Genomic DNA, 14000 nt, shown 5'->3' with positions numbered 1-14000 from the left:
GGTCAGACGAGGGTGGATTCGGGGTCCAGCGCGCCGGGTGGGGCGACCTCGTGCAGCGGGCCGGCGAGGCCGTAGCGGTGGCCCTGGCCGTATCGGCAGCCCAGCGCGGCCATCGCGGCCTCCTGGCGGTCGGTCTCGATGCCCTCGGCGACGACCGTGACGCCCATTCCGGTGCAGATCGAGACGATGGAGCGGCAGATGGCCTCGCTGCGCCCGCCGTCGGCGACGGTGAAGCTGCGGTCGAGCTTGACCTCGTCGACCGGGATGGCGTGCAGCTGGGCGAGAGCGTTGTAGCCGGTGCCGAAGTCGTCGAGGGCGAAGCGGACGCCGAACCGGCCGAGTCGCCGCACCGCGCCCGCCGCGGCGGACAGGTCCGGCAGCGGGGCGGTCTCGGTGAGCTCGAGCAGCAGCCGGTGCGGGGTGAGGCCGTGGCGCAGGACCGCGGCGCGGACGGTCTCCTCGTGCCCGGGCCGGCCGAGCCGGGCCGCGGAGGTGTTGACGTGCACGGCGATGCTCGCCCACGGCCCGCGGAACGCGGCGGCGTCGCGGCAGGCGCGGTCGAGCACGAAGTCGTCGACGAGGCGGATCAGGCCGATCTCCTCGGCGGTGGCGATGAACATGTCGGCGGAGACGGGGCCGAGGCTTGGATGGGTCCAGCGGGCGAGGGCCTCGACGGCGACCACGGTGCCGTCGTTGAGCCGCACGATCGGCTGGTAGTGCACGTCGAGGCCGCGCCCGTCGCGCAGCGTGTCGGCGAGCATCTCGGCGAGGTCGGAGCTGCCGGTGCCGTCGGGCAGGTCCACGCGGTACCGCACGAGCGTGCCCTTGCCCTGGCGCTTGCCCGCGTACATGGCGGCGTCGGCGCGGCGCAGGAGCATGTCGGCGGTGTGCACCGGCCCGTGCGTGCCGGCCTCGACGAGGCCGACGGACGCGGCGACGGTGACCGTGGCGCCGTCCAGGTCGAACGGCTCGCGCAGCGCGGCCATGATGCGGTCGGCCGGGACGCCGGGGTCGCCGCCGCCCTCGAGGAGCACCGCGAACTCGTCGCCGCCGACGCGGGCGATGGTGTCGCCCTCCCGGACGGCGCCGCGGAGCCGGTCGGCGACCAGGCGCAGGAGCCGGTCGCCGGCGTGGTGGCCGTAGCGGTCGTTGACGGCCTTGAAGTCGTCGAGGTCGAGGAAGAGCACGGCGAGGGGCCGGGCGTCGCGGTGGTGCAGGGCGAGCGCGTGGTCGAGCCGGTCCTGGAACAGCACCCGGTTGGACAGCTCGGTGAGGCCGTCGTGGAACGCCTGGTGGCTGAGCCGGGCCTGGCTGTCGGAGAGGCGGTCGAGCAGCACCGCGTTCTCCACCAGGGTGACCGCCTGCCGGATGATGAGCAGCGAGATGACCGCGGTCTCCACGGCGATCTCGAAGCCGTCCAGCCGCCGGCCCTGCGCGAGCTGGATCATGAAGAGCACGCCGGTGCCGGCGACCGGCACGTACGGCAGCAGCAGGTGCGCCCACCGGTGGTGCGGCCGTGCCTCCCCGTCCGTGCTCTCGCGCGGCTGCAGGGTCTTGCCGGTCGCGGTCGTGGCGGGTGTCTCGCGGGTCGGGGTCGCGGCGGCGACGGCGACGAGTGCCTGTCCGGCGATGAACCCGGCGTCGGCGAGCGGCGGCATGTGGTCGGCGCCGGCGGCGACGAGGTAGGCGAAGACGCTGTCGGAGAACGACAGGCAGAACAGCCCGACACCGAGGATCGACAGCTGGCGCCGGTTGACCGCGGCGGACCGGGCCAGCAGCAGGATGACGATGACCGTGAGCAGCAGGTCGGTGACCGGGTAGGCGATCGCGACGGTGTAGGCGAACTGGGTGGCGGCGCCGGCCCGCACGACGGCACCGAGCGACGTGGCCCAGGTCAGCACGAACAGCGCGCCCACGACGATGAGCCCGTCGAGGACCATGACGAGCTGCGCGGCGAGGCGGCGGGGCCCGCCCTCGACGGGCCGGTCGGCGGCGAGGGCGATGAGTGCCGGCAGCGCGAAGACGGGCAGGGTCAGGTAGCCGGCGTCGGCCAGCGACGGCGAGGGCAGCGCGTCGTCGCGGAACAGCTGATACCAGGACCAGATGAACTGCCCGATGGTCCAGCCGCAGGTGCCGGCGCCCATCCACAGCCGCCAGCGGCGCTGCGCGCCGGTGTGCCGCCGGGCGGTGAGCCAGCAGGTGAGGGTGGCCGCGAGCCCGGCGCTGAACTGCGCCAGGTCGTCGACGAACAGCGACCACCACGGGCCGAGCAGTCCCGAACTGCCCAGTCCCACGGCCCCGAACACCCCCGCCACGGCGACAGCAAGGGGGACGGACACGGGTCTGCGCGACAAAGGACGCATCCTCACCGGAGGTGATCACGACAACACGCGATGACCTTCCGTACGCTACCGCAACCCCTCGGTCCTCCGGTCATGAAACACATCGGACCCGCGCTGCATTGCCGCAATGCAGGAACCTCAGTCGCGGCCGGCCCGCCAACGGTCGGAGTCCCGGGCGCGGGCGATCGCCGCGTCGAGCTGCGCCGCGGTGATCTGCTCCTCGTGGGTGCCGGCGGCGCCGCAGGCGAACGCGCCGGACACCGCGCCGGCGAGGGCGCACTCGTCCAGCGGTCGGCCGGCGAACCAGCGGCTCATGAACGCCGTGCTGTACCCGTCCCCGGCGCCGTTGCTGTCCACGACCGGGCGCTCCGGCTCGACTGTCGGGAACCGGACGATCGGCCCGCCGTCCCGGATGAGGACGCGGCTGCCCGCGTCGCCCTCGGTCGCGACCACCATCGTGGCCCGGCCCGCGTCGAGAATGGTGTGCATGAGGTCGTCGATCTTCTGCGGCGCCGCGGCGGCGCTGAGGAAGACCAGGTCCGCCTCCCGCGCCGAGCTCAGTCCCGACGCCGACTCGCCGTCCCACGAGTGGATGTCGGTCGACGTCGTGACGCCCAGCCGGCGCGCCTCGGCGAACGCCTCCGGCGCCCGGCCGGCGACGTGCACGTGCCTGGCCTGCTCCAGCGCCGGCAGGTACGCCTCCTGCGGCAGCCGCAGGTCGTCGGGGTGGCGCCCGTCGAAGAAGGAGAACCGGCGGCCGGCCGCGTCGACCAGGTTGACGCTGCGGGGCGTGCCGTTCGGCGCGGGCACGTGCTCGAAGTCCAGACCGACGGCCGCGTAGCGGGCCAGGATCAGCTCGCCCATGGCGTCGTCGCCGAGGAAGTCGACGAACTTGGTGCGCAGGCCCAGCGCGTGGAACCCCAGCGCCACCCCGTTGCCCGAGTGCGCGACGTAGTCCCGGACGGGTTCGACGTGCAGGAAGTCGCCGGGCGGGACCGCCAGCTCGGGAACGCGGACGATGGTGTCGATCCCGACACCGCAGAGCACGAGCACATCGGTCGCCATGGTGGTCATCTTAGGCGGGTCCAGCTGTCGTAGTCGTGCACCGCGACGCCGTTGAACGAGCTGAACCGCGCCGCCGCGGCGTCCACTGTGGAGAGTTGACCGGCCAGCCCCGAGCGGCTGGAAGCGGCGAAGGTGCAGTAGGCACAGTCGGCCAGGGGCTGGGTCTCCGCGGCGAGGCGGGCCGGGCGGCTGGCGCTCTGCGCGCGGGCGAGCAGGTCGGCACCGACGTCGATGACACCGGTGGCGCTGTCACGGTACGACATCACCGTGATCGCGTGCACCCTGGCGATGACGGCGTCGGCGAGGTTGCCGTTACCGGCGGGCACGGTGGCGAGCCAGAACGGCACGTCGGCCTCGAGCGGCTCCGGCCCGGCGGCGCGGACGGCGTCGAGCATCGCCAGGTAGCCCTCCACGATCCGGCGCTGGTCGGTGCGCCAGCCCGGCAGCAGGTACGGCTCGACGTCGAGGTGGATGCCGTCGAACAAGCCGGTCGCGGTGGCCCGCTTGCGCCATGCGACGGCGGAGGCCGGGTCGAGCGCCCAGGACGGATCCCCGCCGAGCGCGGACAGCCGGATGCCGGCGGCGAGCGTCCTGGTGCGCAGGTCCTTGAGCCGCGCGAGCTGCGCCGCGGTCGGCTGCCACGGCACCGCCACGAAGATCTCCTTGACGCCCTGGGCGGTGGCCCACGGCACCACGGCGGCGGGATCGGCCGCCGACCACAGCCACATCGCCCGCGCCCTGGCCGAGCTCTTCGTCGTCACCTTGGTCACTGTCTTCGCCGGTGCCTTGGCCGGCGCCGGCGCCGGTTGTCTCGCGGCGGCGGCCGGGTCCGGGACGAGGACGGCGCCGAGCACCGCCGCCGCGATCAGCGCCGTCAACCTCCGTGTCATGCCCGTCCTCCGCGCCCGTCGTCGTGTCGGGCAAGCGTGCGGCCCAGCCGTTGCGAGCCGGTAGCGGCCACGGTCCCGGACCGGTTCGATCCGGTTGCCAGGTCATTCGGCGGGCACCGCCTGTGATACTGCGCCCTCCGCGTCGTGCGGCCGGCCGGATCCGTGGGACGGACCGGCCGACCGCACCGTGCGCGGCAGCCGGTTACGGCGTGCAGCAGGTCATGGCGTACACCTGGAACTCATACAGCGAATAGCCGTAGGCCGTCGCGCGCTGCGTGCCGTAGACCCGCACGTAACGGGCGCTCGCCGACAGGCTCAGGGTCTGCACCCCGCCGGTGCCCGTCGTGGTGGAGTAGCCGGTGGTCCACGTGGTGCCGTCGACGGAGGTCTGCACCTGGAACGCCTTCGCGTAGGCGGCCTCCCAGTTCAGCACCACCTTGTTGACGTTCATGACCGCGCCGAGGTCGACGCGCAGCCACTGCGGGTCGCTGAAGGCGCTCGACCAGCGGGTGCCGGTGCTGCCGTCGGTGGCGTTGGCGGCGGGGGTGCCGGCGTTCTCCGTCGAGGAGGCGGTGGTCGGCTTGCCCTGCGAGACGAGCGTGCCGCCGGTGTTCGTGGCCGGTGTGCCGGCGATCGACAGCTCCCACAGCGAGTAGCCGTAGGCGGTGCCGCGCTGGGTGCCGTACATGCGCACGTACCGGCCGGTGCCGCTGACCGCCCAGCTGTCCGTGCCGCCGTCACCGGTGGTGGTGGCCGCGATGTCGACCCAGGTCACCTGATCGTTCGAGACCTGGATCTTGTACGCCTTGCCGTACGCCGCCTCCCAGTCGAGCCGGACGTTCGTCAGGTTGTACTGCTGCCCCAGGTCGACCTGCAGCCACTGCGGGTCGCTGAAGGCGCTCGACCAGCGGGTGTTCGGGTTGCCGTCGGTCGCGCACGACGGGCAGCCGGGGGCGTTCTCCGACGACGAGGCCGTGGTCGGTCTGCCCTGCGCGATGTTGGTGCTGGGCGGCACGGTGCCGGGGCCCTTGTTGTAGACCGCGACCCAGTCGATGTTGAGCTGGCCGCCGGAGATGGTGGCGGCGTTGGGGCCGCCGCCGAACGCGTCCGGGAAGCCGCCGCCGATGGCCAGGTCGTAGATGATGAAGAACGGGTGGTGCACCGCGTTGGCCCAGGTGGTCGCGTCGACGCGGGTCGCCGGCAGGGTGAAGTACAGCGCCCCGTCGAGATACCAGCGGATCTCCTCCGGCGACTTCGACCGGTCGATCTCCACGGCGTAGGTGTGGTAGCCGGTCTGGCAGCCGGCGCACGGCCGCTCGCCGCTGCCGAGGCCGGTCGACTCGTTGCAGGGGCCGCCCGGGTTCACGCCGCAGTGCAGGGTGCCGAACGTGGAACTGCGGCCGTTGATGTCCTCCATGATGTCGATCTCGCCGCTGGTCGGCCAGCTGGTGCCGGTCCGCAGGGTCGAGCCGAGCATCCAGAACGCGGGCCAGTATCCGGCGCCGTTGGCGGTCGTCACGTTCGGCTGCTGCAACGAGGACTCCATGCGGACCACGCCGCCGGGCTCGGCGCCGTAGGTCGCGGCCTGGGTCTCGATCCGGCCCGACGTCCAGCCGGCGCGCGGGTCGGTCCCGCTGTGCAGGGCCCGCAGCACCAGGTGGCCGTTGCCGTCGTGGAACACGTTGGCGGTGCTGTTGGTCATCGTCTCGATCTCGCCGGTGCCGAAGCTGCTGCCCGGTCCGGTGTCGTACTTCCAGGCGCCGGTGTTGATCCCGGTGCCGGCCGCGGCGCTGAAGTCGTCGCTCCAGGTCAGGGTGAACCCGGCGGGCGGCGCGGCGACGGCGGCCACCGCTGCGGGAGCGGCGAGCTGCGGGGTCTGCCCGGCGTACGCGACGGCGGTGACGGCCACGAGCGCGACCGTGGTGAGGGCGGTGCCGGCGGCGGTCCAACCCCGGAAGCGGCGCTTCCGGTCGGGTCCGTGCTGCGGGTCGTGCATGAGTGTCTCCTCGGGGCGGGGGTCCAAGGGCACGGCGAAGCTGCGTCCGGGCGGATGGACGTCAACCGTGCGATTGGTCAAGGTCAATGCGACAAATCCGAGAGAGCGCTCTCTCGGACCGTACCACCAACCGCGTCTTCACGACATCCACACGTTTCGAACACCGGGCCCGCGCCCGGCCGGTCGAGGATGGGACGGATGACATCGGACCGAGTCGGGTGGGCGTGGATCGCCGCGCCGGTGCACGTCGCCGCGGCCGCCGTGATCTCGGCGACGGGGATCGGGCTCGTCGGCCTGATCGCATACCGGCAATGGTTCGTGGCCGGTCGTGGCTGGGCGGCCGTGACCATGCTCGTCGGGCTCGCCCTGATCGGTGTCGCGGTGGCCGGCGCGGACGTCGTCGTCGGCCCGGCCCGGTTCGACCCGGCGATCCGGCCCTGCTCCGGCTTCGCGGTCGGCGTGGCGGGCGCCGTGCTGGCCGTGCCACTGATGGCGCTGGCCGGCGACCGGCTGCATTGGGTGGACCCCCGGGCGGCGGCCCTCGGCGTCATTGCCGGCGGCCTGCCGTCGGTGCTGCTCAACGCGCTGCGCTGGCACGGCGTGCGGCGCCGGCGCGGCCGGGATCAGTCGCTGCCGCCCCCGCCGTCCCCACCCGAGCTGTAGTCGGCCGCGTCGCTGTAGGTGGCGTTCTCGGCCAGGCCTGCCGAACACCGGTCCCGGCTCGACGCGGTCTCGCTGCGGCCGAGGTACGGACGCCGCCGGGCCCTGCCGTCCGCGGCCCGCAGACCCTTCATCGCGCCCCGGGCGGCCCGGAGCGTCTCCGCCCTGGTGCGCGGGCGCCGGCGGCGCCGGACCAGGACCAGGACCACAAATGCCGCGACCAGCACCGCCGCGGCGGCCCACCACGCTGCCATGCGGCCAGCGTAGGGACGTCAGGCAAGCGCGGTGACCCCGCACCGGGCGGCGCAGAACACAGGCGGGGCACAATCGGTGCGTGCGGATCGGGGTGCTGGGGCCGCTCGAGGTGCGGGCCGAGACCGGCGCGCCCGTCGAGGTCGGTGGGGCGCGCCTGCGGATCCTGGTCACGCTGCTGGCACTGGAGGCGGGGCGGACCGTCACCGCCACCCGCCTCGCCGGCGGCATCTGGGGCGACACCCCACCCGGCGACGCGACCAACGCGCTGCAGTCGCTCGTGTCGCGGCTGCGGCGGGTCCTGCCGGACGGGATGCTGGAGGCGCGGCCCGCCGGATACCTGCTCGACGTCGACCCGCTCCAGGTCGACCACCTGCTGTTCGCGGACCTCGTAGGGCGGGGGCGGGCGCTGCTGGACCGGGACCCGGCCGGCGGCGTCGAGCTGCTCCGCGAGGCGGAGGCCCTGTGGCGCGGTCCCGCGCTGGCGGACGCGGGGGAGGCGCCGTTCGCGCTCGGCTGGCGGGCCCGGCTGGACGAGCTGCGGCTGGCCGCCGCCGAGGACCGGGCCGAGGCGGAGCTCCGCCTGGGGGTCAGCGCGGTGCCCGACCTGGAGGCCCTGGTCGCGGCGCATCCGCTGCGGGAGCGGTCCGTCGGGCTGCTCATGCGTGCCCTGCACGCCGAGGGTCGCACCGCCGACGCCCTGCGCGCGTTCGACCGCTGCCGGGCCCGCCTCGCCGACGAACTGGGCGCGGATCCGTCCGGCGCCCTTGCCGCCGTGCACCTCGAAATCCTGCGGAACACACCGTCGAAGGTCGACGATCGGGCGCCGCACACCGGGAACCTCAAGGCCCCGCTGACGAGTTTCGTCGGCCGGGACGACGAGGTGCGCAGCGTCGTCGGCCTGGTCTCGCGGGCGCGGCTGGTCACGCTCGTCGGGCCCGGCGGCGCGGGCAAGACCCGCCTGGCGACCGAGGTCGGCCGCGGACCCGGGGTGGCGGCGACCGGCGACGTGTGGCTGGTCGAGCTGGCCAACGTCTCCGAACCCGGGGCCGTCGTCCAGGCGGTGTGGACCGCTCTCGGCCTGCGCGACCCCGCGGCCACGGCCGGTCCGGCCCGGCGCGTCCCCACGGCCGACGGCTCGGTGGCGCTCGACCGGCTGGCGGAGGCACTGGCGTACCGGCGGATCCTGCTGATCCTCGACAACTGTGAGCATGTCATCGGTGCCGCGGCCGCCCTCGCCGACCGTCTCCTCGGCGACTGCCGGACCTGCGCGTCCTGGCCACCAGCCGGGAGCCGCTCGGGATCACCGGGGAGGTGCTGCTGCCCGTCGGTCCACTGCCGGGGGACGGGCTGGACTCGCCGGCGGCGCGGCTGTTGTCGGATCGCGCCGTGGCGGTACGACCAGGCTTCCAGCTCGACGGGTCCGCCCTTCGGATCTGCCGCGCGCTGGACGGCATGCCCCTGGCGATCGAGCTCGCGGCGGCCCGCTGCCGGTCGATGACCGCCGCGCAGATCGCGGACCGGCTCGACGACAGGTTCCGGCTGCTGACCCGGGGGAGCCGCACGGCGCTGCCGCGGCACCAGACGCTGCGGGCGGTCGTCGACTGGAGCTGGGACCTGCTCGCCGACGCCGAGCGGGTGATGCTGCGCCGGCTCGCCGTGTTCCCGGGCGGGGCGACCCTGGAGGCCGCGGGCGCCGTCTGCGACCCCGGCGGCACGCTCGGCGACCCGGTGGACCTGGTCGCGGCGCTGGTGGACAAGTCGCTGCTGGTCGAGGACGACGGCCGGTACCGGATGCTGGAGACGATCCGGGCCTACGGCCTGGAGCGGCTCGACGAGTGCGGCGAGACCGCGCAGCTGCGGCGGCGGCACGCGACCTGGTTCCTGGCGCTCGCCGAACGCCTCGAACCCACGCTGCGCACCGCCGAGCAGCTCAAGGCCCTCGCGGTGCTGTCCGCCGAGCACGACAACCTGCACGGTGCGCTGCGCCGGGCGATCGCCGACGAGGATGCCGACCTGGCCGTGCAGTTCGTGCTGGTGCTCGGCTGGTACTGGTGGATGCGCGGCCACCGGGTCGAGGGCGCCGGGCTGGCCGTCGCCGCGCTCGCGCTGGACGGGCCGACGGACCCCGACGCGCGCGCGATGGCGTGCGGGGTCGCCGCGGTCAACGGCTTCGACGGCATCGGCGAGACCACGCAGGTCAACGCCTGGTTCCAGGAGGCGTTCCGGTATCAGGGCCGGCAGCCGATGTTCCGGCTGTTCAAGGCGGTCTCGATGCTGTTCCGCAACGGGTCGACCGACGAGACCCTCGAACACATCGGGGTGCTGACCCGGGATCCCGATCCGTGGCTGGCCAGCCTCGGGGAGCTGCTGTACTGCCACGCCGAGATGAACATCGGCATCCCGTACGACGCCGCGGCCCGCCGGTTCGCCAAGTCGCTCGCCGGGTTCCAGGAGATCGGGGAGCGGTGGGGCATGGCGGCCTCGATGCAGTCCCTCGCCGAGGTCCTCGCCCGCCGCGGCGAGTTCGCGGCGGCCGTCGAGCACCTGGAGGAGAGCCTGCGGCTGTTCGGCGAGTTGGGCACGGCCGAGGACCGTTCGGCCGCCGAGGTGCGCCTCGCCCAGCTGCACGAGCTGCTCGGCCACCCCGAGCGGGCGGAGCGGGTGCTGGCCGGGGCGAGGCGCACGGCGCTGCAGGTCGGCCTGCCCGAGGGGATCGCGTTCGTCGACTACGTCTACGCCGAGCGCGCGCTGCGGGCCGGTCGGCTCGACGAGGCGCGGCGGCAGTTCAACGACGCGGCGGCGATCCTGGCCGGCGCGCACGCGTCGGCGCAGATGCTCGCGGCGGTCCAAGGGGGGCTCGCGGTGGTGCGCGCGTTGGAAGGAGCGCCGGGCGATGGCCGTACCATGGCCGCGGTTGCTCTTGAACACGCGCGCAGCGCGTTCGACGGACCCGTCGCGGGTGCGGTGCTCGAGGACGCGGCCGAGGTCGTGCTGCTCGACGGCGACCCCGCGCTGGCCGTGACGCTGCTCACGGCGGCCGAAAAGATCCGGGGCGGCCCGGACCACACCCGGCCACACCTGGCCACGCTCGCGAGCGCCGCATCCGCCGCGCTGACGGCTGCGGAGCGTGCCGCGGCGGTCGCCAGGGGTCGAGCGACGACGATCGAGACGGCCGCCGATCTCCTGTAAATGGATTGAAATTGCCCCCTGTCGCGGCGCAGTCTGAGAGGCCGCCACAACGATCCGGGGGGATTCCACCATGCGCCTGCTCCGTGACCTCTGGGCCACGTCGCCGCGCCGCACCGGTCTGGTGGTGTTCCTGGTCATCCTCGGCGCCGCCGGTCAGGCTGTCGCGGCCGGCGTGGCCGGATCGGTCCTGATACATCGATCATGGGCGATGTTCACGGTGCTGGCCGTGGCCCTCGTCGCCGCCGTGGCCACCGACCTGATCGTCGGCCTCATCATGGCCGGGGTCACCGCCGACTGGTCCGCCGACGTGCGCCGGCGGCTGTGCCGGGTCGCGTTCGGCCAGGACCTGCCGACGCTGGAGACCACACCCGTCGGCGAGCTGCTCGACCGCATCGACGGCGACGTCTACCAGGTCGCCTCCGAACTGCGCGGCAGCGGCGTGCGGATCGCCCAGTCGCTCGCGTTCGGCGTCCTGTCGATCGGCACCACCCTGTATGTCTGGTGGCCGGCCGGCGTCGCCATGGTCGTGCTCGTCACCGGCCTCACCGTCGTGCTGCGCAAGCCGACCGCGAAGATCGGCACCGCCCGGATGGGCGAGGAGGAGGCCTGGTCCGACCTGGCCGCCGTGATGGAGGAGTCCATCCACGGCCAGGACGACGTGCGCACCAGCCTCGCCCGGCCCTACGTGCTGCGCCTCTACGCGCACCGCGCCAGCGTCGTGCTCGCCCGCGGCCGCCAGGTGTGGACCCGCTCCGGCGCGGTCACCGCGGTCGCCGCCGGGACCGTCCGCGCCGGCATCGCGGTCATCGTCGTGGCCGGGCTGTGGGCCATGGCCACCGACCGGATCGACGGCGCCCGGCTCACCGCCGTGTGGCTGCTCGCCCTCGGCTTCGGCGCCACCGTCGAGCACACCAGCCGGATGGTGCCGGAGCTGCAGTACGCGCTCGGCGCCTGGGGCCGCGTCCAGCTGCTGCGCGACTCGCCGCAGGAGCCGGTCGGCGGTGCCGCTCCTTCCGCCGGTGACCTCGTCGTGCGGGACCTCACCTTCCGCTACGGTGCCGGCCGGGCCGCGCTGCGCGACGTCAACCTGACCTTCTCGCGCGGCAGGTCCTATGCGCTGGTCGGGCGCACGGGCTCCGGCAAGTCGACCCTGGCGAAGGTGCTCACCCGGGCCGTCGACCTGCCCCGCGGCACCGTCTTCCTCGCCGGCGTCGACCTGCTCGACCTCGACGTGGAGGCGCTGCGTCGGTGGATCGCCGTCGTGCCGCAGCGCACCGAGATCCTCGCCGGGACCCTGGCGGAGAACATCGCGCTGTTCGACCCCTCGCTGCTGCCGCGCGCCGCGTCCGCGCTGGAGTCGCTCGGCCTGGCGTCGTGGGTCGCCGAGCTGCCCGACGGCATGGAGACGAAGCTCGGCGAGGGCGGCCACGTGCTGTCCGCCGGGCAGGAGCAGCTGGTCGCGTTCGCCCGGATCATGGTGCGCGACCCGCAGGTCGTCATCCTCGACGAGGCCACCGCGCGGCTCGACCCGGTCACCGAGACCCAGGTGCAGCGGGCCACCGACCGGCTGCTGGTGGGCCGCATCGGCATCATCGTGGCGCACCGGCTGTCTTCGGTACGCCGCTGCGACGAGGTCGTGGTCCTCGGTGACGGTCTGGTGGTCGAGGCGGGCCCCATGAAGTCCTCGTCGCGGTTCGCCTCGCTGCTGGCCGCCTCCGCCGTGCGGGTTCCGGTCGCTTCGTCCGGGGTCGCGCTTCTGGAGCCGGCGCCGTTGTCAGGATCGCTCGTTTCGGTTTCCCTGGACAAAACGGACCCGCCGCCGCTGCCGAAGCTGCCCCGCGCGCGGACGTTCTGGAACATCTACAAGCTCGCCACCAACGACGCGCGATACGGGCTGCTCGCCGTCGCCATGTTCGCCGTCATGGTGTTCCTCGGCCTCGACGGCTCCGTGCTGCCGTGGCTGTGGGCCGACCTCGTCGACGGCAGCGGCGGCACCCTGTGGCCGGCCGTCGGCATCGTCGCCGGTCTCCTGCTGCCGCTACCGCTGCCGTACTACACCGGCAAGTGGTTCCCCGAGTGGTGGGTCCGGCAGCTGCTGCGCATCAGCCTGCGCCTGGTGCACGGCCAGACCGGCCCGCGCCGGGTCAGCACCCACACCCCCGCCGAGGTCGTCGCCCAGGGCGGCGACACCGAACGCGTCGTCATGCTCGCGGACAACCTCATCGACCAGTGGATCTGCGCCTTCGTCCTGGTCTCGATGACGCTGGTGTCGGGCTCCCTGGTCCCGGCCGCGTTCATGGCCGCCACGATCGTGGTCTCCGGCCTCACCGCCACCCTGTTCGGCCCGGTGCTGAAACGCTCCGCGACGAAGACCGTCGCTGCCCGGGCCGCGTTCGCCACCGCGCTGGTCTCGTCGCTGTCCGCGGCCCGCACCGTCAAGCTGGCCGGCGCCACCCGCCCGGTCCTGGACCACCTGGCCGGGCTCGACGGCGTCCGCAGCGCCCGGCAGCGCCGGGAGATCGCGATGCTGGTCTGGGCCCGTTCCACCCCCGCCGTCGCCAGCGGCCTGCTGCCGATCGGCGCCTGGGCGCTCCTGCTCACCGGCCACCTCTCCGCCGGCGCCACCCTCGTCGCCGTGTCGACCCTCGGCTCCGCCCGCTGGTTCGCCTACACGACCGCGTCGCTGGTCTCGCAGCTGCCCTCGGCCCGCGTCTGGACCCGCCGCACGGTGGCGATGACCGGCGAGGCGGAGTACGCCGCCGCCGTCCCCGGCGTCGACCTCTCCGCCGGCGTCGCCCCGGCGCCCGTCGCCCCGCCGCGCCGCCCGCTGCGCCGCCTCGACCTGGACGGCTTCACCGCCGTGCACGAGGACGGCACCGTGGCCGTGCGCGACCTCGACCTCACCGTCGCCCGCGGCGAGCTCGTCCTCGTCGTCGGCCCCGTCGGCTCCGGCAAGTCCTCACTCCTGCGCGCCCTCGCCGGCATCGTCCACCACACCGGCGCCCTGCGCTGGAACGGCGAGCCCGTCACCGAACCCGAGATGTTCCTGCGCCCCAACCAGATCGGCTACGTCGCCCAGCTGCCCCGCGTCCTGTCCGGCACCGTCGCCGACAACATCCGTCTCGGCCACGAGGTCGACGCCGACGACGCCGTCTCCACCGCCCAGCTCACCCACGACCTCGCCGCCGCGGGCGCGGGCCTGGGCCTGCTCATCGGCCACAAGGGCACCCGGTTGTCCGGCGGCCAGCTGCAGCGGCTCGCCCTGGCGCGGGCCCTCGCTCCGCGCACCGAGCTGCTCATCGCGGACGACGTGTCCTCGGCCCTGGACGTCACGACGGAGCTGGCCCTGTGGCGCGCCCTGCGCGACCACGGCGTCACGGTGATCGGCTCCACCTCGAAGCGCGCCGCCCTGACCCAGGCCGACCGCGTCGTCGTCCTGCTCGACGGCACCGCCGCCGCCCAGGGCACCTGGCACGAGCTCGAGGACCGCTGGGGCCACCTCGCCGGCTGACCCGCCCGCGCCGCCGCCACGGTTTTCGACAACCTGTCCGTGATCGGAGTCGCTGGCTGGTCGTCGGGGTGGCCGTTTGGCGCCTTGGATCA

General features: G+C 74.0%; 9 protein-coding genes. 4 read left to right on the top strand and 5 right to left on the bottom strand.

Annotated elements, in window-relative coordinates; translation table 11 throughout:
• Positions 1–2: 2 nt before the first annotated feature.
• From Dsi01nite_RS01280 to Dsi01nite_RS01265, 4 genes are all read right to left on the bottom strand, one after another.
• Positions 3–2354: a putative bifunctional diguanylate cyclase/phosphodiesterase gene (locus tag Dsi01nite_RS01280; RefSeq protein ID WP_203844106.1), complete on the bottom strand. Its 2352-nt coding sequence runs from the start codon at positions 2352–2354 to the stop codon at positions 3–5.
• Between the two features lie 126 nt (positions 2355–2480).
• The gene (locus Dsi01nite_RS01275; RefSeq protein WP_203844105.1) at positions 2481–3407 is read right to left on the bottom strand and encodes a carbohydrate kinase family protein; all 927 of its coding nucleotides are present in this window, start codon (positions 3405–3407) and stop codon (positions 2481–2483) included.
• Between the two features lie 5 nt (positions 3408–3412).
• Complete coding sequence (locus tag Dsi01nite_RS01270) at positions 3413–4297, bottom strand: hypothetical protein (protein ID WP_203844104.1); 885 nt, start codon at positions 4295–4297, stop codon at positions 3413–3415.
• A 202-nt stretch (positions 4298–4499) separates the two neighbouring features.
• Positions 4500–6293 carry a discoidin domain-containing protein gene (locus Dsi01nite_RS01265; RefSeq protein ID WP_203844103.1) on the bottom strand — a complete coding sequence of 598 codons (1794 nt, stop codon included), beginning with the start codon at positions 6291–6293 and terminating at the stop codon, positions 4500–4502.
• Positions 6294–6491: 198 nt separating this feature from the next.
• On the opposite strand from Dsi01nite_RS01265, the gene Dsi01nite_RS01260 reads away from it, so the two are divergent.
• Entirely contained in the window at positions 6492–6956 is a 465-nt protein-coding gene (locus Dsi01nite_RS01260) for a hypothetical protein (RefSeq protein WP_203844102.1), read from the top strand.
• On the opposite strand, the gene Dsi01nite_RS01255 is transcribed toward Dsi01nite_RS01260, so the two are convergent.
• On the bottom strand, positions 6917–7207 hold the full coding sequence (locus tag Dsi01nite_RS01255) for a hypothetical protein (RefSeq protein ID WP_203844101.1): 291 nt from the start codon (positions 7205–7207) through the stop codon (positions 6917–6919). The genes Dsi01nite_RS01260 and Dsi01nite_RS01255 overlap by 40 nt on opposite strands.
• An 80-nt stretch (positions 7208–7287) precedes the next feature.
• Here Dsi01nite_RS01255 and Dsi01nite_RS01250 point away from each other — a divergent pair, with 80 nt between their 5' ends.
• The 3 genes from Dsi01nite_RS01250 (at position 7288) to Dsi01nite_RS01240 (ending at position 13908) form a co-directional block, all read left to right on the top strand.
• Positions 7288–8706, top strand: a complete 1419-nt coding sequence (locus Dsi01nite_RS01250) for an AfsR/SARP family transcriptional regulator (protein ID WP_203844100.1) — start codon at positions 7288–7290, stop codon at positions 8704–8706.
• Positions 8595–10397 (top strand): ATP-binding protein, encoded by a 1803-nt coding sequence (locus Dsi01nite_RS01245; protein ID WP_203844099.1) that lies wholly within the window; start codon positions 8595–8597, stop codon positions 10395–10397. The genes Dsi01nite_RS01250 and Dsi01nite_RS01245 overlap by 112 nt, the downstream gene beginning before the upstream one ends.
• Positions 10398–10467: 70 nt before the next feature.
• Positions 10468–13908: an ATP-binding cassette domain-containing protein gene (locus Dsi01nite_RS01240; protein WP_203844098.1), complete on the top strand. Its 3441-nt coding sequence runs from the start codon at positions 10468–10470 to the stop codon at positions 13906–13908.
• Positions 13909–14000: the final 92 nt, after the last annotated feature.

This window comes from Dactylosporangium siamense (assembly GCF_016862795.1).
GTDB lineage: Bacteria > Actinomycetota > Actinomycetes > Mycobacteriales > Micromonosporaceae > Dactylosporangium > Dactylosporangium siamense.
Note: the sequence above shows the minus strand (reverse complement) of the source record. Positions and strands in the feature narration are given on the sequence as shown.

What these genes read in the sequence shown, in the direction of transcription:
- Dsi01nite_RS01255 (WP_203844101.1), bottom strand. Translation starts at nt 7,207, where the DNA reads ATGGCAGCGTGGTGGGCCGCCGCGGCGGTGCTGGTCGCGGCATTTGTG.
- Dsi01nite_RS01265 (WP_203844103.1), bottom strand. Translation starts at nt 6,293, where the DNA reads ATGCACGACCCGCAGCACGGACCCGACCGGAAGCGCCGCTTCCGGGGT.
- Dsi01nite_RS01275 (WP_203844105.1), bottom strand. Translation starts at nt 3,407, where the DNA reads ATGGCGACCGATGTGCTCGTGCTCTGCGGTGTCGGGATCGACACCATC.
- Dsi01nite_RS01240 (WP_203844098.1), top strand. Translation starts at nt 10,468, where the DNA reads ATGCGCCTGCTCCGTGACCTCTGGGCCACGTCGCCGCGCCGCACCGGT.
- Dsi01nite_RS01260 (WP_203844102.1), top strand. Translation starts at nt 6,492, where the DNA reads ATGACATCGGACCGAGTCGGGTGGGCGTGGATCGCCGCGCCGGTGCAC.
- Dsi01nite_RS01270 (WP_203844104.1), bottom strand. Translation starts at nt 4,297, where the DNA reads ATGACACGGAGGTTGACGGCGCTGATCGCGGCGGCGGTGCTCGGCGCC.